This window comes from Asticcacaulis sp. (genome assembly GCF_051954415.1).
GTDB lineage: Bacteria > Pseudomonadota > Alphaproteobacteria > Caulobacterales > Caulobacteraceae > Asticcacaulis.
Genome location: NZ_JBQCHT010000034.1, coordinates 195,712 through 212,731, shown reverse-complemented (window position 1 = coordinate 212,731; position 17,020 = coordinate 195,712). Strand labels below are relative to the sequence as shown.

At 60.0% G+C, this 17,020-nt stretch carries 19 protein-coding genes; 11 read left to right on the top strand and 8 right to left on the bottom strand.

Translation table 11 applies throughout. The features are described 5' to 3' along the window. Nucleotides 1-85: 85 nt before the first annotated feature. A complete protein-coding gene (locus ACTHND_RS12565) occupies nt 86-1,072 on the bottom strand; it encodes a 2-hydroxyacid dehydrogenase (protein WP_440178291.1) in 987 nt (328 codons plus the stop codon). Between the two features lie 332 nt (nt 1,073-1,404). Between ACTHND_RS12565 and ACTHND_RS12560 the strand changes: the two genes are divergently transcribed. The 5 genes from ACTHND_RS12560 (at nt 1,405) to ACTHND_RS12540 (ending at nt 5,204) form a co-directional block, all read left to right on the top strand. Then, nucleotides 1,405-1,893, top strand: coding sequence for an SH3 domain-containing protein (locus ACTHND_RS12560; protein ID WP_440178290.1), 489 nt, complete (start codon nt 1,405-1,407; stop codon nt 1,891-1,893). Nucleotides 1,894-2,041: 148 nt separating this feature from the next. Further along, nucleotides 2,042-2,560, top strand: a complete 519-nt coding sequence (fabA, locus tag ACTHND_RS12555) for a 3-hydroxyacyl-[acyl-carrier-protein] dehydratase FabA (protein WP_440178289.1) — start codon at nt 2,042-2,044, stop codon at nt 2,558-2,560. 56 nt (nt 2,561-2,616) lie between these two features. Then, on the top strand, nt 2,617-3,840 hold the full coding sequence (gene fabB, locus ACTHND_RS12550; protein ID WP_440178288.1) for a beta-ketoacyl-ACP synthase I: 1,224 nt from the start codon (nt 2,617-2,619) through the stop codon (nt 3,838-3,840). A gap of 10 nt (nt 3,841-3,850) precedes the next feature. Beyond that, the gene (locus ACTHND_RS12545) at nt 3,851-4,666 is read left to right on the top strand and encodes an enoyl-ACP reductase FabI (RefSeq protein ID WP_440178287.1); all 816 of its coding nucleotides are present in this window, start codon (nt 3,851-3,853) and stop codon (nt 4,664-4,666) included. Between the two features lie 112 nt (nt 4,667-4,778). Continuing rightward, on the top strand, nt 4,779-5,204 hold the full coding sequence (locus tag ACTHND_RS12540; protein ID WP_440178286.1) for a metallopeptidase family protein: 426 nt from the start codon (nt 4,779-4,781) through the stop codon (nt 5,202-5,204). On the opposite strand, the gene ACTHND_RS12535 is transcribed toward ACTHND_RS12540, so the two are convergent. The 4 genes from ACTHND_RS12535 to ACTHND_RS12520 form a co-directional block, all read right to left on the bottom strand. Beyond that, on the bottom strand, nt 5,173-6,561 hold the full coding sequence (locus tag ACTHND_RS12535; RefSeq protein WP_440178285.1) for an alpha/beta hydrolase family protein: 1,389 nt from the start codon (nt 6,559-6,561) through the stop codon (nt 5,173-5,175). The genes ACTHND_RS12540 and ACTHND_RS12535 overlap by 32 nt on opposite strands. Before the next feature lie 70 nt (nt 6,562-6,631). Continuing rightward, nucleotides 6,632-7,159, bottom strand: a complete 528-nt coding sequence (locus tag ACTHND_RS12530; RefSeq protein WP_440178284.1) for a DUF1700 domain-containing protein — start codon at nt 7,157-7,159, stop codon at nt 6,632-6,634. Nucleotide 7,160: 1 nt separating this feature from the next. Further along, nucleotides 7,161-7,517 (bottom strand): PadR family transcriptional regulator, encoded by a 357-nt coding sequence (locus tag ACTHND_RS12525; protein WP_090650874.1) that lies wholly within the window; start codon nt 7,515-7,517, stop codon nt 7,161-7,163. A 77-nt stretch (nt 7,518-7,594) separates the two neighbouring features. Further along, a complete protein-coding gene (locus tag ACTHND_RS12520) occupies nt 7,595-8,812 on the bottom strand; it encodes a multidrug effflux MFS transporter (protein WP_440178283.1) in 1,218 nt (405 codons plus the stop codon). A 304-nt stretch (nt 8,813-9,116) separates the two neighbouring features. Here ACTHND_RS12520 and ACTHND_RS12515 point away from each other — a divergent pair, with 304 nt between their 5' ends. After that, the gene (locus ACTHND_RS12515) at nt 9,117-9,386 is read left to right on the top strand and encodes a hypothetical protein (protein ID WP_440178282.1); all 270 of its coding nucleotides are present in this window, start codon (nt 9,117-9,119) and stop codon (nt 9,384-9,386) included. A gap of 2 nt (nt 9,387-9,388) precedes the next feature. Then, entirely contained in the window at nt 9,389-10,849 is a 1,461-nt protein-coding gene (locus tag ACTHND_RS12510) for a methyl-accepting chemotaxis protein (RefSeq protein WP_440178281.1), read from the top strand. A gap of 104 nt (nt 10,850-10,953) precedes the next feature. On the opposite strand, the gene ACTHND_RS12505 is transcribed toward ACTHND_RS12510, so the two are convergent. Further along, complete coding sequence (locus ACTHND_RS12505; RefSeq protein ID WP_440178280.1) at nt 10,954-11,649, bottom strand: glutathione S-transferase family protein; 696 nt, start codon at nt 11,647-11,649, stop codon at nt 10,954-10,956. 155 nt (nt 11,650-11,804) lie between these two features. Here ACTHND_RS12505 and ACTHND_RS12500 point away from each other — a divergent pair, with 155 nt between their 5' ends. The 4 genes from ACTHND_RS12500 to ACTHND_RS12485 all read left to right on the top strand — a co-directional run bounded on the left by ACTHND_RS12500 (nt 11,805) and on the right by ACTHND_RS12485 (nt 15,475). Further along, nucleotides 11,805-13,112 (top strand): DUF2336 domain-containing protein, encoded by a 1,308-nt coding sequence (locus ACTHND_RS12500; protein WP_440178279.1) that lies wholly within the window; start codon nt 11,805-11,807, stop codon nt 13,110-13,112. A gap of 289 nt (nt 13,113-13,401) precedes the next feature. Beyond that, on the top strand, nt 13,402-13,833 hold the full coding sequence (locus ACTHND_RS12495; RefSeq protein ID WP_090650868.1) for a MucR family transcriptional regulator: 432 nt from the start codon (nt 13,402-13,404) through the stop codon (nt 13,831-13,833). 438 nt (nt 13,834-14,271) lie between these two features. Beyond that, nucleotides 14,272-14,778 (top strand): motility/cell cycle regulatory protein MopJ, encoded by a 507-nt coding sequence (mopJ, locus tag ACTHND_RS12490; RefSeq protein WP_440178278.1) that lies wholly within the window; start codon nt 14,272-14,274, stop codon nt 14,776-14,778. Nucleotides 14,779-15,085: 307 nt separating this feature from the next. After that, nucleotides 15,086-15,475 (top strand): helix-turn-helix domain-containing protein, encoded by a 390-nt coding sequence (locus ACTHND_RS12485; RefSeq protein WP_440178277.1) that lies wholly within the window; start codon nt 15,086-15,088, stop codon nt 15,473-15,475. A 27-nt stretch (nt 15,476-15,502) separates the two neighbouring features. Here ACTHND_RS12485 and ACTHND_RS12480 read toward each other — a convergent pair whose 3' ends face one another. Both ACTHND_RS12480 and ACTHND_RS12475 read right to left on the bottom strand, forming a co-directional pair. Further along, complete coding sequence (locus ACTHND_RS12480) at nt 15,503-15,913, bottom strand: SufE family protein (RefSeq protein WP_440178276.1); 411 nt, start codon at nt 15,911-15,913, stop codon at nt 15,503-15,505. Between the two features lie 96 nt (nt 15,914-16,009). Continuing rightward, nucleotides 16,010-16,792: a sensor histidine kinase gene (locus ACTHND_RS12475; RefSeq protein WP_440178275.1), complete on the bottom strand. Its 783-nt coding sequence runs from the start codon at nt 16,790-16,792 to the stop codon at nt 16,010-16,012. Nucleotides 16,793-17,020: the final 228 nt, after the last annotated feature.

Here is a 17,020-nt window from a genome sequence, read left to right as displayed (position 1 = left end):
CGCCGGGAGAGCGGCCTTATAGACGGAAGGCCGTTTTCATTGCAAGCGCCTTTTTGCGGAATCCTGTGAAAAACTTTTGCGAAGTTTACAGCATAGCCGGGATAACGCGGTCGGGGGGGCGGTGGCCATCCTGGTGCGTCTTGATGTTGAGGATCACCCTATCGCCCATGTCCTGACGCGCCTCGATGGTGGAAGACGCCATGTGCGGCAGCAGGACCGCATTGGGCAGGCCGATCAGTTCCGGATTGATTGCCGGTTCGCGCTCATAGACATCAAGCCCCACGCCGGCGATCAGCTTGGCGCGCAGCATGGCGGCCAGTGCCTGTTCGTCGACTATCTGGCCGCGCGCCGTATTGACCAGGATAGCGTGCGGCTGGAGCTTCGCCAGGCGTTCGGCGCTGAGCAGGTGCTTTGTGCCCTCGCCGCCGGGGGCATTGATCGAGATAACATCCATGCGCGCCAGCATCTGGTCGAGATCGTCCCAGTAGGTGGCGCCCAGTTCATCAGAGATGCGCGCCGAGACCGGCTTGCGGTTATGATAATGCACGCTCATGCCGAAGGCGCGGGCGCGGCGGGCCAGGGCCTGGCCGATACGGCCCATGCCGACAATGCCGAGGCGCTTGCCGAAGATGCGGCGGCCGAGCATGAAGGTGGGCGACCAGGCGGAGAACTCGCCCTTCTGCACCAGTTCGGCCCCTTCGACGAAGCGGCGCGACACGGCCATGATCAGGCCCATGGTCATTTCGGCGGTATCTTCGGTCAGCACGCCCGGCGTGTTGGTGACCATGATGCCGCGTTCGGTGGCGGCGCGGATGTCGATATGCTCGTGGCCGACACCGAAATTGGCGATCATCTTGAGGCGGTCGCCGCAATGGGCGAAGAAGTCGGCATCGATCCGGTCATTGATTGAGGTGACCAGCACATCGGTATCTTTGGCGGCCTCCAGAATCTGTTCCGGCGGCATGGGGGTCATGTGCAGCCATAATGTGGTATTGAACAGCTCGCGCATCCGCGTTTCGACCGCGTCAGGCAGCTTGATGGTAAGGACGACCTTGAGTTTTGCAGCGCTCATAAATGCCTTTATTCGTTTCAGGTTATCGTCGGCGCCGCAGAATTCTTTCCCGAAACCCTGTGCCGCCGCCGGGCTTGGATGCCCGCGTATGTTATCTGTTTGCCCGGCGAATTCATATTCGGTTAACCAAATCTGAACCCTTCGGGGCAATCATGCGGGTCTGATATCTCCGGCCAGGCCGTGAAACCATCCCACCCCCATAAACTCAGTCAGATATGCGTCCGTCCGTGTTCACAGGTTTTCCCGACATAAACGTTTTCTCCCGGCCTTTTCAAGCGTTTTGGCGGCGGCGCGTGCTTATGTGGGCGGCGGTTGCGGCTTTGGGCACAGGCATGGTGAGCGAACCGGTTCATGCCGGGGACCAGGCTTTCGACACGCCCTCCGGCCTGCAGGTGCCGCGCTGGGCCATGCTGCGTCGTAACGAGGTCTATGCCCGCAATGGCCCCAGCAAGGATAATCGCGTCGTATGGACCTATCGTCAGGCGCAATTGCCGGTGCAGATCATTTCCGAAACGCGCGACTGGCGCCTGGTCTGCGATCCGGATGGCGGCGTCGCATGGGTCAGCCGCACCATGCTTCAGGCGCAGAAAACCGTGCTCAGTCCGGCCGGGCAGAAGCTTCAGATGCGGCAAAGCCCGGACGAAAAGGCCGACATCAAGGCCATACTGAAGCCACGGGCGCTGGCTTCCCTCGACAAGTGCAAAAAAGGCTGGTGCCGCATTTCCGCCGCCGGCCAGACCGGCTGGGTGCCCGAACAATCCCTGTGGGGCACGCAAACCGCCGCTGTCTGCAAGCGGCCGGATCCCTTCGCGGCGCGTTAGATACCCGATTAAATTGCCCGGTAACCGTTCGTAATTCCCTCAAAAGGGTTGAGCCGGCGCGCCGCATCATGTAACGCATCATTTTTTAATGTTACACGCATTGGCGATGGCGGATTGGTCAGGTCGATGCTGCGGAGCCCTTTAACTGATGACCGAACGCCCTTCCTCCTTTTCGTATGAAGACCTGCTGTCCTGCGGGCGCGGTGATATGTTCGGTCCGGGCAATGCTCAGCTTCCCGCCCCGCCGATGCTGATGTTTGACCGCATCGTCCAGATCAGCGAAACCGGCGGCGCTTTCGGCAAGGGCTATATCGAGGCCGAACTCGACATCAATCCGGACCTGTGGTTCTTCGCCTGCCACTTCATCGGTGATCCGGTCATGCCGGGCTGCCTGGGCCTGGACGCCATGTGGCAACTCGTCGGCTTCTTCCTCGGCTGGAAGGGCAATCCGGGTCGCGGCCGTGCGCTCGGCGTCGGTGAGGTCAAGTTCACCGGCCAGGTGACGCCGGATGTCAAGAAAGTGACCTACAAGATCGATATGAAGCGCGTCATGTCGGGCAAACTGATCATGGGTATCGGCGACGGGGTTGTCGAAGCCGATGGCAAGCTTATCTACCAGGCATCGGGTCTGCGCGTTGGCCTGTTCGATGCCAAGGAACTGGGTTGAGCCTCACGCACAAGAGGCCGTACGTATTGCTGCAGGACTAACAGGTAGGATATTACATGCGTAGAGTCGTGATTACAGGGCTGGGGATTGTGTCTTCCATTGGCCTGGGCGCCGATGAGGTCACGCAGTCGCTGAAAGAGGCACGCTCCGGCATTGTTGCCGCTGAAGATTATGCGCGCCTGGGCTTCAAGTGCCAGGTCCACGCCCCGCCAAAGGTTGATGACTGGCAGGCCCTGATCGACCGCCGCGCCGCGCGCTTCCTGTCGCCCGGCCTGGCCTATGGCCATATCGCCATGGAGCAGGCGATCGCCTCGTCGGGCCTGGAAAAGAATGACATTTCCAACGAGCGTACCGGCATCATCTTTGGCGCCGGTGGTCCCTCCACCAGCGCCATCGTGGCGGCGGCGGATGTAACGCGCGAAAAGACCTCGCCCAAGCGCATCGGGCCATTCGCCGTGCCGAAGGCCATGTCGTCTGGCCCTTCGGCCGTTCTGGCGACCTGGTTCGAGATTCGCGGCATCAACTATTCGATCAGTTCGGCCTGCGCCACGTCCGTCCACTGTATCGGTGCTGCGGCCGAGCAGATCATCATGGGCAAGCAGGATGTGATGTTCGCCGGCGGCACCGAGGAACTCGACTGGACGCTTAGCGACATGTTCGACGCCATGGGCGCCATGTCGTCCAATTTCAACGACCGCCCGGCTATCGCTTCGCGCGCCTATGACCGCGACCGCGACGGCTTCGTCATCGCCGGCGGCGCCGGCATGGTGGTTCTGGAAGAATATGAACGCGCGAAAGCCCGCGGCGCCAATATCATCGCCGAAGTGGTCGGTTACGCCGCCAACTCGGATGGGTACGACATGGTCGCCCCTTCCGGTGAGGGGGCGGCGCGCTGCATGAAGATCGCCCTGGCCGATGCCAAGGGCCGCAAGATCGACTACCTCAACCCGCACGGCACCTCGACGCCGGTGGGCGACGAAAAGGAGATGGGCGCGGTGCGCGATGTTTTCGGCGCCAACAGCCCGATGATTTCCTCCACCAAGTCGCTGACGGGCCACTCGCTGGGGGCTGCCGGTGCGCAGGAAGCCATCTACTGCCTGCTGATGATGCAGAACGGTTTCGCCGCCGAGAGCGCCCATATCGAAAATCTCGATCCGGCCTTTGACGGCATGAACATCCTGCGCAAACGCCATGACGGTCCGATCGGCACGATCATGTCGAACTCGTTCGGCTTTGGCGGCACCAACGGCAGCATCATCTTATCTCAAACTGATCTCTAAGGACGACCTCATGGCTGACGAATGGAACTTCCCCAAGGGCGACCTGATGAAGGGCAAGAAGGGCCTGGTCATGGGCGTGGCCAATGACAAGTCCATCGCCTGGGGCATAGCCTCGCAACTGGCCGCTCAGGGCGCCGATATGGCCTTCTCCTATATGGGTGAAAGCCTGCTGCGCCGCGTCGGCCCGCTGGCGGAATCGATCGGCGTCAAGCACCTGATCGAGTGCGACGTCACCTCGGACGAATCGATGGACGCCGCCTTCGCCAAGCTGAAAGACGTCTATGGCGAGATCGACTTCGTCATCCATTCGGTTGCTTTCGCCAACAAGAACGAACTGCAGGGTTCGTTCGTCGAAAACACCACGCGCGAAGGCTTCCTGCTGGCGTTAAATGTCTCGGCCTTCTCGTTCGTCGATGTATCGCGTCGCGCCGCCGAACTGATGCCGAATGGCGGCTCGCTGGTGACGCTGACCTATCTCGGCGCCGAGCGCGTTATCCCGAATTACAATACTATGGGCGTGGCCAAGGCGGCGCTGGAAGCCTCGACCCGCTATATCGCCCGCGACCTCGGCCCCAAGGGCATCCGCGCCAACGCCATCTCAGCCGGCGCCATGCGCACTCTGTCGCTGGCCGGTATCTCCGGCGGTCGTGGCCTGCACGCCAAGTCGGGTCAGTTTTCGCTGATGAAGCAGGAAACCTCGATGGAAGGCGTAGCCGGCGCGGCGCTCTGGCTGACCTCGGATCTCGGTTTCTCGACCACCGGCGAAGTGGTTCACGTCGATGCCGGTTTCCATGTTGTCGGCCTGCCCGAAGACATCGAAGGGTAAAATTGCGCAAGGCGGCCGCCTAGTGCGTCGGCGTCGCTGGCCCGTATTTAAATACGGGCGGCGCTAGCCTCCGGCTATTCGGCTCGCCTATCACAATTTTACGGAGGACATTATGAGCGAGTACGGTTTCGCGCCAACGCTGGATGATGTCGAAATGATCGCCAGGGCAGCCCTCGCGCGGCTGCCCGAACCGTTTGCGGGCTATCTGAAAGACGTTGTGCTGATCGTCGAGGACTTTCCGTCCCAAGACCTCCTCGACCAGCTCGAAATCGAAGACCTTTACGAACTAACCGGGCTCTATACCGGCCGTCCGGCGGAACTTGAGGCCATGACCGGCGACCTGCCGCCGATGATCCGCCTGTTCCGGCGAGCGATCCTCGATGAATGGGCGGACGGCGGCGTCACACTCACTGATCTTGTCAGCCATATTCTTGTCCACGAGGCCGGCCATCATTTCGGCCTGAGCGACGAAGATATGGAGTGGCTGGAAACGGAGCTGAAAAAGCCTAGCGGGTATGCGCCTTCACCCAGTCAGTGATGGCTTTCAGCGCTGTCGGCGCCATGGTTTCCTCGATGCCTTCATATTCCGAAGGCGCACCGGTTGTGGCGGTCTGGAAGATATGATTGAGACCGGGCAGTTCGGTGACGGTGGTGTCCGGGTTATTTTTTAATGCGTCGCGGATCGCCGTCAGGTCTTCTTTCGGCGGCACCTGCGTGTCGAGCGCGCCATTGATTGCCAGTACCGGCACCCTGATCTTTTCCAGCATGGGCCGGGGATCAGAGCGGATGAATTCGTAAAACCAGGGTGTTGTGACCCTGGCGAAGGCCGCATCGGCCTGGGCCTGCGTCATCTGTCCGCCGGCGACCAGATCGGCAGCCATGGCGGCGGCTTTTGTTTTCGCGTCATCCAGGCTCTGCGCCGATTTGATCATGTCAAAGGCCGCCTTGTTGAACTTTTGGGCGCCGGCGATGTTGGCTTCCGGCTGTCCGGCAGCGCGGGCGATGGCGGCCTGCTGCAACAGCAGGATCTGATCGCCGGGCAGGCCGGGACCGGCCATCAGGACGATAAAGCCGACCGATGGATCGCTCACAGCCACGGCGGGTGCGATCAGCCCGCCTTCGGAATGGCCAATGAGGCCGACATGCGCCTTATCGACCTCCGGGCGTGCCTTCAGCCAGTTCACGGCGGCGATGGCGTCGGTGGTGAAATCCGTCGTTGTTGCCGTCGCATAGTCGCCGGTGGATTGGCCAATGCCGCGCTTGTCATAGCGCAGCACGGCGATGCCGGCGCGATTGAGCGCATCGGCCAGCACCAGAAACACCTTGTGGCCGAAGACGTTTTCGACACGCGTCTGCGGTCCGGAGCCGGCGATCAGCACGACGGCGGGGAAGGGGCCATGTCCCTCCGGCACGCTGAACGTGCCGGCCAGTTTGACGCCGGCTACGCTGTCAAAAGCGACTTCCGAAACCGTGTAGGGGCGGGGACCGGCCGTGATGGCGTCTTCCTGCGGACGTTTCGGCGCATCGGCGACCACCTTGCCGTCGACCAGCCGCTTCAGTAGCAGCGGCATGGGTTGCCCTTGCGTCCAGGTGCCGACCCAGGCCTGTTTCGTCTCGTCCCACTGGCCGTCATAGCTGCCATTGATCCTGCTGATGGCGAAAGCGAGGTGATCCGGCGCAGCCGTCACTGTATCGGCCGGCAAGACGAACGTGCCCTGATCCGGACTTTCCAGGGTGGCGCTGTACTGGCTCTGATCGTCCTTTTTGACGTGAACGATGATGTGTAATTGCCCCATCAGCAGCCCGCCCCAGTCGCCGGCAGGCTCTTCCGCGAAGGCGGGCACGGCAAAAACCAGGGTCATAACGGCACTGACCAGCGATAGTCTCTTTTTCATGGACATTCCCCTCCCGATATATTTCGGCGTGTACCAAATTAATCGGGGGTTGTCCATGGGGTCGATGCTTCTATTCCCGGTCAGGGCGTCCCTTGAGACCCTTGAGCGCCAGGACCAGGCTGAACCGTGCCAGCCAGGCATCGATGACCGCGACAGCGACCAGTGCCGGATAGGCCCAGTTTCCCAGACGCTCTGAGCCGGGCCAGAGATCGATCAGTTCCGGCCGGGCGAATTTGAGCAGCAGGCAGGCGATGGCGCCGATCGTGGTGGCGCCGAATACCAGGAAGGCAATCAGGCCCAGCGTGGCGATCAGGCTTTGCCCGGCTACGCCAAAAAGGGTTTTGGCCATTGTCAGGGCGCGGCGGCTGTCCAGCGCCTGGGTCAGGGCGTGATCGTCGAGAAAGGCGCGGGCATAGTGTTCGGCCTTGCCGAAACCTGCCAGGGCGGATGTGGCGCTTAGGCCGGCGGCGACGCGCTCCTCCAGATGGGCGCGTGCCTCGAAAACGATATCCTCGCGTTCTGATGCGGGCAGAGGGGCCAGCACCTGTTCGAGATAGCCCAGCCAGGTATTGATGTCGGTTTCGTCCTGCGCACCCATTTCAGTTTCCCCTCTTCAGAAAGGCATTCAGGCGTTCGGTCATTTCCAGCCAGATATCGCCCTGGGCCTTTAGTTCCGTCGCCCCTGCCGGCGTCAGGCCGTAATATTTGCGCGGATGACTGGCCTCGGCCTCATGGCGCCATTCCGATTTGATCAGGCCCGCTTTTTCCAAACGGTGCAGCAGCGGGTAAAGCGTACCTTCCGACAGGTCGAGACCGGCTTCCTCATGCAGGCCATCGAGAATTTTCAGGCCGTATTGCGCGCCATCCTGCAACAGGCGCATCAGGGCCAGTTCGAGCACGCCCTTGTACATCTGGGTGCGGCGGCTTTCCGGTGTCTTGTCAGCGGCGGGCGGCACTTGAGTCTTTCATGACCAATTACTTTGTCATGCAAGGTATATGCCCGAATGGTGTTTCAGGCAAGTCATTTGTGGCATTACTGGTTTTTGTACAGGCGGCCATTTTCGGCAATGGCGATCAGGATGAAGGCCAGCACGCCGCAGATCAGTGCCGCCAGGGGCAGCCAGTAGATATGGCCGGTCCAGCCTGCACCAATAAAGCCGGAGACGAAAGCACCGCCCACCGTGGTGATCACGCCTTGCAGCGACGCGGCGGTGCCGGCCACATGCCCGACCTTTTCCATGGCCACGGCCGAGAAGTTGGAGGTCGACAGCGACATCAGGCCCATGGTCAGGGCCTGCAGCAGGGTGAAGCTGAGGATGGTTTCGCGGCCGCTCCACGCCCAGGCCAGGTGAATGGCCGTGACCACCAGATAACCGGTCAGGGCCGTATGCGAAATACGCTTGGTGCCGAGCCGCTCGACCAATGAGGCGTTAAGCGCCGAGGCCGCCCCCATGGTGCCGGCGCAGGCGGCGAAAATGCCGGCCATCAGGTGCGGTTTGTGAAACACTTCGGCGAAGATCTGCGGCATCAGCGAGACATAGGCCAGCAATCCCCCTATCAGGGTCATGATAGCCAGCGAATAGAAGATCGAGCCAGGCTCGGTGATGACAAAGAAGCCGACCCGTTTCAGATGCGCCAGGTCGGGGCGGTGGCGATTGTCCGGGTTCAGGGTTTCCGGCAAGCGTATCCAGGCCCAGAGGGCGGTAGCGGCGCCCAGGCCGGCCATGATCAGGAAGATGGCGCGCCACGGCCAGACCAGAAGCACAAGCTGGCCCAGGCTCGGCGCCAGGATCGGCACCAGCAGGAAGACGACAAAGCTGATAGACAGGACCTTGGCCATTTGCGGGCCGCTGTAAAGATCGCGGATGATCGAGCGCGTCACCACACCGGTGGTGGCGACAGCGAAGCCCTGGAAGAGGCGTAAAACCAGCAGGAAGGCGAAGTTCTGGCTGGTGGCGGCTATCAGGCCGAAGATGACATAGACCATCACCCCGGCGATCAGGACGCGCTTGCGGCCCAGCCAGTCGGAGAGCACCCCGAAGCACAGTTGACCCAGTCCCATGCCGAGGAAATAGATCGAGACGATCCATTGCAGATGGTTCTCGATCGTCACATGCAGATCGGCGCCGATGACCGGCAGGGCCGGCAGCATGGAATCGATGCCGAGCGCCCCCAGCGCCATCAGGGAGGCGATGAGCGCGACAAATTCGGCGAAGTGGGGCTTCCTGGTTTCAGCGGTTACGGACGACATGGCGCAGCCTATAGGCGCTTTATATTGCGCTTGCGAGGGGAATTGATGCCGGAAACAACAAAACCCACTTAATCACCGGAAAGAGGCAGGGGTAATTACGCTCTTCGGCAGCTTAAAATGCACAATATTTTTGCAGGCTATACCATCGCGGCGGGCCGCGGTCAGTAACCAGCCATTAAGGTGAGCTTGAGATAACGGCAGTCTGTTTTAAAAACGGTCGAGTCGCATAAAAATGAGCCGGTTCCATGTCGAGGGAAGTCACTCTGCCGGTGGATATGGTGCGCCGTTTGTTTACGGCCTCATTTTGACCCTTGTCATCCTGGCTGCCTATTTCATGCCGCGCGCCGATTCCGATGTGGCCGTCCTTGTGTCGCCCTTCGCCGGTCGTGCGGCGGCAGGTAACGCTGTGGCGCGGGCTGACGGCCTGGTGGTCGACAGCGGTCGCTGGCCGTTCATTCTGCTGGCCCGTCCGGTGGCAAATCATGACGTCAATTTTTCCGCCCGACTATACAAGGCCGGCGCGCTCATTGTCTTTAATCCGGGCGTCATGGCCGGTTGTTTCAAAAAGGGTTGAACATGCAGGGTCTGTATGATCTGCGCCGCCGCTTCGGCACGTTTCTGATCGGCTTTATCTGGTTCAATGTCGCACTCATTACGGCTGCGGCCTTGAGCCTGCATCACGCCAATGCCGCCGTCGCCACAGGCGGGGCGGTCATCCTGGCCGCAGGAGCGACCTTCTACTGGCTGCGCCATCGGGCCGGCGTCAATACACGGGTGATCACCTCCATGGCGCTGGCCGGACTGATCTGCCTTCTGGTGTTCGCCTTCCAGGGGCATCCATTCCAGATCGACATGCACATGTATTTCTTTGCCGCCCTGGCGCTGATTGCCGGCTGGTGCGAATGGCGGGCACTGGTGGCTTTTGCCGGCGTGGTGGCGGTGCATCACCTGGCGCTGAACTATCTTCTGCCCGCGGCCGTTTTCCCCAGCGCCAGCAGCGAAATTTCACGAGTCTTGCTGCACGCCGTTGTGCTTGTCCTCCAGACTGGTGTGCTGATCTGGGTGGTGCGCAATCTCGAAATCCGTTTCCAGTCCACCGATGACGCCCTGGCCGCCGCCCAGGCCGCCGAGGAAGCCGCGCAAAATCTGACACAACAACAGATTGCCGCCCGCGAACATGAAGCGTTGGAACACGCCCGCCAGAATACATTGTCGGAAGCCTTCATTGCTCGTATGCAGAGACGCATCCAGGGCCTGCGCAGCGATTCCGAACATCTGGCGAATACGGCAGACATCCTGTCTCAGGCTGTCCACGACACCACGCATGTCGCGCAATCGGTAGTCGAAGAGGCCCGTGCCACCTCGCACAGTGTCGAGACGGTCGCCTCCGGTGCCGAGGAACTGGCGGCTTCGGTGCGTGAAATTCAGTCGCAGGTCCATCATTCCGCCGAAGTGGCGCAGGTTGCGGCGCGCGAAGCGGTCAGCACCCAGCAGAACGTGGCGCAATTGTCCCTGGCGGCGCAGAAGATCGGCGATGTTATCGAATTGATCCGCGCCATTGCCAGCCAGACCAACCTGCTGGCATTGAACGCCACGATTGAAGCCGCAAGGGCGGGAGAAGCGGGAAAGGGCTTTGCCGTTGTGGCCACCGAGGTCAAGACGCTGGCGGCGCAGACAGCCAAGGCGACCGATGAGATTGAGGCATCCGTCAGCGATATCCGCCATTCCACCGAGGTGACCGTTGAATCGATCTCCGCCATTCTGGGGACGATCAACAGCATCTGCGATGCCACGGCATCTATCGCCAGTGCGGTGGAGCAGCAGGGCATGTCGACGCGCGATATCGCCGACAATACCCACCGGGCAGCCCGCGGCACCTCGCGTGTCACGGAAAGCATAGAGACCGTCCACGCGACGGCCGACAAATCGGAAGCGGTATCGGCACAGCTCAAGACCATGTCCGACACCTTGCTGGCCGCTTCAGCGGACATGCGCAGCGAAATCGAGACCTTTTTCTCGGACGTAAAGGCGGCTTGATCAGCCGTCCTGTCGGACGTTCCAATCAAGTTTTTTTAGAGATACGCCGCATAAGCGACGGCACGCGCTTGCGCTTGCCAAAATTCGAAACCGAATTTTGGAGGTTATTTCGCGCGATAATCGGCGATCACCTCGCCCACCGCGGCGATTTCGGCCTCGTGCGGGGCGTCGCGTTCGGTTTCAGCGATGCCGGCTTCGTACCAGTCTTTCATGGCGGGGTGTTGCAGCATGAAATCGACATAGGCTCGCGCTTCTTTGCTGAGATCGAAGCCCACGCCATAGGTCTGGATGCGGAAGACGACCGGCGCATAGAAGGCGTCCACCGCCGTGAAGGTGCTGCCGGCAATATACGGGCCGCCGAAATTCGTGAAGCCATAGCGCCAGATGTCATCTATGCGGGCCAGGTCGCGGATCAGGGGCGGCGGCGTGTCGAACATCTTGACTCGGATACCGATATTCATCGAGCACAGGCTGCGCAGGGCGCTGAAACCGGAGTGCATTTCCGCCGCAGCCGAGCGGGCGAAGCTGCGCGCCTCGCGGTTGGCGGGCCATACGGCAGGATAGTCTTCATAGACGTGTTCGGCGATCGCCAGCGAGTCCCAGATCGTCTGCTTGCCGTCGATCAGGGCCGGCACCAGGGCGGTGGGTGAGAAGGACTTGAAGGCACTGTTGTCGGGCGTGAAGTAATGCTGGTGCTCGGTGAAGGGAATATCCAGCGCCTTCAGCAATACCCAGGGGCGCAGCGACCACGAGGAATAGTTCTTGTTGCCGATATGCAGTTCGTATGGGGCGTTTGGCATGGGAGCACCTTCCGTGATCTCTGAGCGCTGACAATGCGCAGAAAATGTCGCAATGGTCGTAAAATCTCCAGAGGGTTTTCCTGCCAAATGGCAACGATTTTTAGCCAAAACCGATCTTATACAAAAGATTAACGGATGCAGGCGATGATGCCGGCATGGTCAGTTCCCCCGCCCGTATCGATTCCCCTGCCGAAACCGATGATTTCGCGGCGGGCGAAGGCATTGAAGGGGCGCAAGGCTCGGAACTGGACCAGATTTTCGACGATATCATCGCCGAGGCGCCACCGCCGAAAAACCAGGCCCGGCATGTCCTTTTGAAGCGCCTGGCCGATGTGGTCTGCCTGCCCGAAAGCCGAATCAACGCCTTTGAACGCGCGGTCACCGCCGACCTGCTGGTCGAGATGCTGCGGGAATCGGTCCTGCATGAGCGGATACGGGTCGCCAAACGCGTCAGTATTCTGGGCGAAATCCCCAATTCGCTGATCCGGATGCTGATCACCGACGATGCCGAGGTGGCGCGCGCGCTGATCGAGGACTGCGAATCCTTAAGCGACGCAGACCTTTATTACTGCGCGAAATTCGGCAATCACCATCATCATATGCTTCTGGCCACGCGCAAGGAACTGTCGAGCATTCTGTGCGAATACCTGGTCGATACCGAAAATATTCCGGTCATCGAGACCCTGCTGAAAAACCAGCGGGCCCGTCTGTCTCAGCCGGCGCTGGAAGCGGCGGTGGCCATGAGCCAGACTCATCCGCAGCTCATTCCGCTGATCATGAAGCGCACCGAACTGCGGCCCTCTTCGGCCTATGTCCTGTTCTGGTGGGCAGAAGCCGATTCCCGGCGCCTGATCCTGACCCGGTTCGGCGTCAACCGCGAAATCATGCAGGACATGGCCTCGGATGTCTTCGCCATGATGGCCGTCGAGAAATGGCAGGATCCGCTGGCGCGCAAGGCGCTGCAATTCATCGAACGCCGTCAGCGCAACCGCGAGGCGCTGGAGAAAAGCCCCTATACCTCGCTGGAGGCCGCCATTGCCGAGGCCGCGCGCCTGGGCATGACACGTCATATGGCCGAGGAAATCTCCTACATGTCGGGCATCAAACCGGCCACCGGCGCCAAGCTGATGCGCGACCGCGGCGGCGAAGGGCTGGCCGTGCTGTGCAAGGCGACCGGCCTGTCGAAAAAGGCGCTCAAGGCCCTGTGGAAGGCGCTGCGCCGGCCCCTGCGCACACCTGAGGGGCTGATGCACCCGCACCTGGCCGAAGTGCTGATCACCTATGATATCCTGGCGGTCGATCGCGCCCAGACCGTGCTGCGTTACTGGAACTGGTCGCTCTCCTCGGCCCTGACCCATGTCATGCTGCGGGCGATCTCCAACGGCGAGGATGTTGATCTTGACTCGCTGAGCGTGCCGCAACGCGCGGCCATGCTGGCCTTTGCGCAAGATTTAAAAGGGTGACGATAGTCCGCATGGCTTTTTGATCGCGCTACCGCCGGATGGCCGGCCCCTCCGCTGCTTGAGCGCCCATGCTTGCCTTTGCCCAAGATTTAAAAAGCTGAGTGACGGCGCATTCCGGATATAGACGCAGTCAGTGATTCGCCTAAACAGGTCTGAACTGTCTTTAATTGGCGTATATCAAGTAATTCATCACTCACATCTGTGGTCTGTGCGTTTTTTTTGACGATAAGGCTTGAATATTGCAGTCTGCTGTCATAGGTAAAGTCCACAAAGTGCAAAGGACAATATAATGGAAAGCAAGACGGACACCCTGGACATGACGGCGGATATCGTTTCTGCCTTTGTCGGTAATAATTCCGTGCCGGCCAGCGAACTGCCCTCGCTGATCCAAAGCGTTTATGCTGCGCTCAACTCTATTTCTTCCGGCGAAGAAACCAAGGTCGAAGCGCCCAAGGAGCCGGCTGTTTCAGTCAAGAAGTCAATTTCTTCCGATTTTATTGTCTGTCTCGAAGACGGCCGCAAGTTCAAGTCGCTGAAGCGCCACCTGCGCACCAAGTACGGCATGAGCCCGGAAGACTATCGCGCCAAGTGGAACCTGCCGAAGGATTATCCGATGGTCGCGCCGAACTACGCCAAGGCGCGTTCGGACCTGGCCAAACAGATGGGCCTGGGCCAGGGCGGCCGCCAGGTCACCCGCAAGGGCCGCGCCAGCAAGGCATAAGCTTGTGCTTCACTCAGATTACCAAAGGCCCCGGCTGCATAAGCCGGGGCTTTTTATTTCCAGATCATCATACGGATCGCATTTTTATACAGAGCGGCGGCAGTATATTCGTGTGGCCAATATGACTCAATTGACCAAAGTTTGACGCTGGGGAAGCCCCCGCAAAGGTCCGTATATCTTAGCCGATGCCTGTTAATCCCCATGAAACTGCGGATTAGCGCGTTCTGGATAAAGTCTGCGTTAACCCTTTTTTGCTTGCCAAGGATTCACCAGTTAAGAGAAGGTGAATTTGGGTGATTCGCGGGCATGGACTGTTTTATACAGACTTGATTCAAGTGTTCGCGTCTTGTTCCATTTTGTAGGTGTGTATGCGAAGACCTTATCCTTGGTTTTTCCAGTGGAACGGGGTTTAGCGAAGGGGCAGACAAACTTTTACTTATGGCTGGTTTAGCTTCGGATATGTTGGCGGCCCTGCGCTCGCACGAAGATATCTTTCGTTACTGGAAGAGTCTGCGCCGGTGCGGCAGGCTGCCCTCGCGGCAAGACCTCGATCCGGTGGCGATCAAGCGCCGCCTGCCGACTATCAGCCTGATCGATGTGCTGTCCCCCAATCCTGAAAACAATCCCGAAGTCTTTCGCCAGCGCCTGGCCGGCACTGAGCTTTTTGCGGCCTATGGCGAGGAAATCACCGGCAAGCGGCTCGACAGCATCTATACCGAACCGGAAGCGCAATACTGGGCCGAACACCTCACCTTTGTCGTCGAGACCGGCAAGCCCAATGTCGGCCTGCATTCCATGGCCTGGCGCGGCGCCAAGGGACTCAGCCTGTTCTGGCTGCGTCTGCCCCTGGCATCCGATGGCGTCAATGTCGATATGATCCTGGGCCATGACGCCCTGATCGGCAAGGTCGATCTGGTGCAGTCGGGCATAAGGTCCGCTTCGTAAGCCTGTTCGGCGGGCACATATCCTGACGGAAACAGTCGACGGGCCGTGCTTCATCCCTTTATCCCTGAACGTTTAAATCATCTATGCCCTTTTTTTGGACAAGTGGCGGATGCAACTTTTGATAAATTTAAACAAAAATAACACCATTAACGTGTTTTAAAAAGGAAATTATACCTATTCACGTTTTTGGATAGGAAAGTTATCCTCTCTTCCTGGGGCGCGCCTATGATTTTGTCCGTGGGTTACACACGGCTCACAGGCGATGGGAGTTCAGATGATAAAGGCACAAAATACAGCGGATAATTTTATGCGTGACAGCCGGGCGCAGGGGCGCGGCGATGGCTTGCGGCGCGATGTGGCGCGTGCCCTGTTTGTCATGGACCTTGTGGCGCTGGCGACAGGCGTTCCGGCGGACCAGATCCGCAGCGCGACCCGTGGCCAGGCCCGTGCGGCGCGGGCGCGGCAGGTGGCCATGTACCTGGCCTATGTCAGTTTTGAATGGCCGCTGGCACGTATCGGCGCGGCTTTCGGTCGCGATCGCACGACGGCCGGTTATGCCTGCCGCCTGGTGGAGGATTTGCGTGATGACCGGGCCTTCGATATCCGGCTGGAACACCTGGAAAAATGCCTGAAGAGCGCGCCGGACCCGTTTGATGTCAAGCTGCTCAGCACCAACCTGATGGAAATGGTGGTCTGAGTTGAGGATGCAGAGAAAGGTTACGGCTCAGGCCGTCGCCTTTTTCAGGCGCTCGACCATAGACATCAGGCCGTTGGTGCGCTGAGACGAAAGCGCTTCGTTCAAGCCCAGTTTCGCCAGCGTGTCACGGATGGAGAAATCCTGTATTTCGCTGTAGGCCAGGCCGTCGAGCAGGCGGATCAGCACAGCGATCAGTCCCTTGACGATAAAGGCGTCGGACTCACCACGAAAGCGCAGGATTCCTTCCGGGCCTTTATCCATCACCAGCCAGACCTGCGAAGCGCAGCCCAGAACCTTGGTGGCCTCGGTCTTTTCTTCCGGCTTCAGCGGCGCCAGATCCTTGCCGAGGTCGATGATATACCGGTAACGTTCCTCCCAGTCATCGAACAGTTCGAATTCGTCGAGCAGATCATTCAGGCGGGCTTGGAATTCTGACATAGGGGCGCTCGTGGTGGACTTTCGTCTATATGTCGGCTTAGGGCATCAGGATCAAGGCGTGAAGTTGCAATAGTCCCGGATGAGGTTCGATCGGCTTTAAATCGCCTTCAGGCGGATTATCGCTTTCAGTGCCTCGCCCTTGCGCGATACAACGCCGAAGGCGCCGCCCATGGCCTCGGCATTGAGCCGGACGACGGCCCAGCCCAGGCCGGCGCCTTCATGGCGGCGGTTCTCGGCGTTCTCGCCCTGCTCGAAGGGTTTCATCAGCCGCTCGACCTCCCCCTGGTCGGGGGCGTTGCCGCGATTGAAGACGGTGAGGATGACATGGCCGTCCGCCTGGCGGGCATTGATTTCGACAATCTCACCGGCCGGGCTGAATTCGATGGCATTGCGAAGCAGATGATCGAGGCACGAGGCCAGTCCGCGCGGGTCCAGCCAGGCGTGCAGGTCTTCGTCAGCAACACGGTTATAGAGGGTGACGCTGCCCGCCGTGGCCTGGGGGCGGAGCTTGGCGATGGCTTCCTCGATGATCGGCAGAACCGGCTCGTTCATCGGCGCCAGACCGCCGCCGCCTTCGAGGCGGACGATATCGAGCACATTATTGAACAGGCTCAGGAGTTTCTTGCCGCTGTCACGAATAATGCCGGCATATTCGACATATTGCGGCGAACCGAGGGGGCCGTAGAGCTCCTGGTTCAGGATGTCGGAAAAGCCGATAATGCTGTTGAGCGGGGTGCGCAGTTCGTGGCTGACCATGCGAAGGAAGGCGCGCCTGCCGAAATCATCCTGGCCGGATGTCTTCGCCGCCGCTTCCGCCGCCGCGTCGCGGGCGGCCTCCAGGGGCCAGTTTGGCGCTTCTGCCGGCTGCGGGAAAGACATACAACACCCTGAAGGCGGCGCGGTGGTCAGGACGCGCGGCACAAAATGTCAATCTAGGCAGGGGGTATTAAACATCGGTTACCCCGACCCGTGCCATAGTTAAAAAGACCCGGTTTTGTAATATGGGACGCCCGGAATCTCCCGCTGTGAGGGATATCCGTGGGCAATGTCACATTTCTGGCTAAAATTCAGATGCTTATTATATAGGCCGGGATGTTTTTGTTCGTC

Excerpts from the sequence above, each read along its gene's own strand:
- fabB (WP_440178288.1), top strand. The coding sequence starts at position 2,617 with ATGCGTAGAGTCGTGATTACAGGGCTGGGGATTGTGTCTTCCATTGGC.
- fabA (WP_440178289.1), top strand. The coding sequence starts at position 2,042 with ATGACCGAACGCCCTTCCTCCTTTTCGTATGAAGACCTGCTGTCCTGC.
- ACTHND_RS12540 (WP_440178286.1), top strand. The coding sequence starts at position 4,779 with ATGAGCGAGTACGGTTTCGCGCCAACGCTGGATGATGTCGAAATGATC.
- ACTHND_RS12510 (WP_440178281.1), top strand. The coding sequence starts at position 9,389 with ATGCAGGGTCTGTATGATCTGCGCCGCCGCTTCGGCACGTTTCTGATC.
- ACTHND_RS12520 (WP_440178283.1), bottom strand. The coding sequence starts at position 8,812 with ATGTCGTCCGTAACCGCTGAAACCAGGAAGCCCCACTTCGCCGAATTT.
- ACTHND_RS12485 (WP_440178277.1), top strand. The coding sequence starts at position 15,086 with ATGCGTGACAGCCGGGCGCAGGGGCGCGGCGATGGCTTGCGGCGCGAT.
- ACTHND_RS12560 (WP_440178290.1), top strand. The coding sequence starts at position 1,405 with ATGGTGAGCGAACCGGTTCATGCCGGGGACCAGGCTTTCGACACGCCC.
- ACTHND_RS12565 (WP_440178291.1), bottom strand. The coding sequence starts at position 1,072 with ATGAGCGCTGCAAAACTCAAGGTCGTCCTTACCATCAAGCTGCCTGAC.
- ACTHND_RS12495 (WP_090650868.1), top strand. The coding sequence starts at position 13,402 with ATGGAAAGCAAGACGGACACCCTGGACATGACGGCGGATATCGTTTCT.
- ACTHND_RS12505 (WP_440178280.1), bottom strand. The coding sequence starts at position 11,649 with ATGCCAAACGCCCCATACGAACTGCATATCGGCAACAAGAACTATTCC.
- ACTHND_RS12535 (WP_440178285.1), bottom strand. The coding sequence starts at position 6,561 with ATGAAAAAGAGACTATCGCTGGTCAGTGCCGTTATGACCCTGGTTTTT.
- ACTHND_RS12475 (WP_440178275.1), bottom strand. The coding sequence starts at position 16,792 with ATGTCTTTCCCGCAGCCGGCAGAAGCGCCAAACTGGCCCCTGGAGGCC.
- ACTHND_RS12545 (WP_440178287.1), top strand. The coding sequence starts at position 3,851 with ATGGCTGACGAATGGAACTTCCCCAAGGGCGACCTGATGAAGGGCAAG.
- mopJ (WP_440178278.1), top strand. The coding sequence starts at position 14,272 with ATGGCTGGTTTAGCTTCGGATATGTTGGCGGCCCTGCGCTCGCACGAA.
- ACTHND_RS12480 (WP_440178276.1), bottom strand. The coding sequence starts at position 15,913 with ATGTCAGAATTCCAAGCCCGCCTGAATGATCTGCTCGACGAATTCGAA.
- ACTHND_RS12500 (WP_440178279.1), top strand. The coding sequence starts at position 11,805 with ATGGTCAGTTCCCCCGCCCGTATCGATTCCCCTGCCGAAACCGATGAT.
- ACTHND_RS12530 (WP_440178284.1), bottom strand. The coding sequence starts at position 7,159 with ATGGGTGCGCAGGACGAAACCGACATCAATACCTGGCTGGGCTATCTC.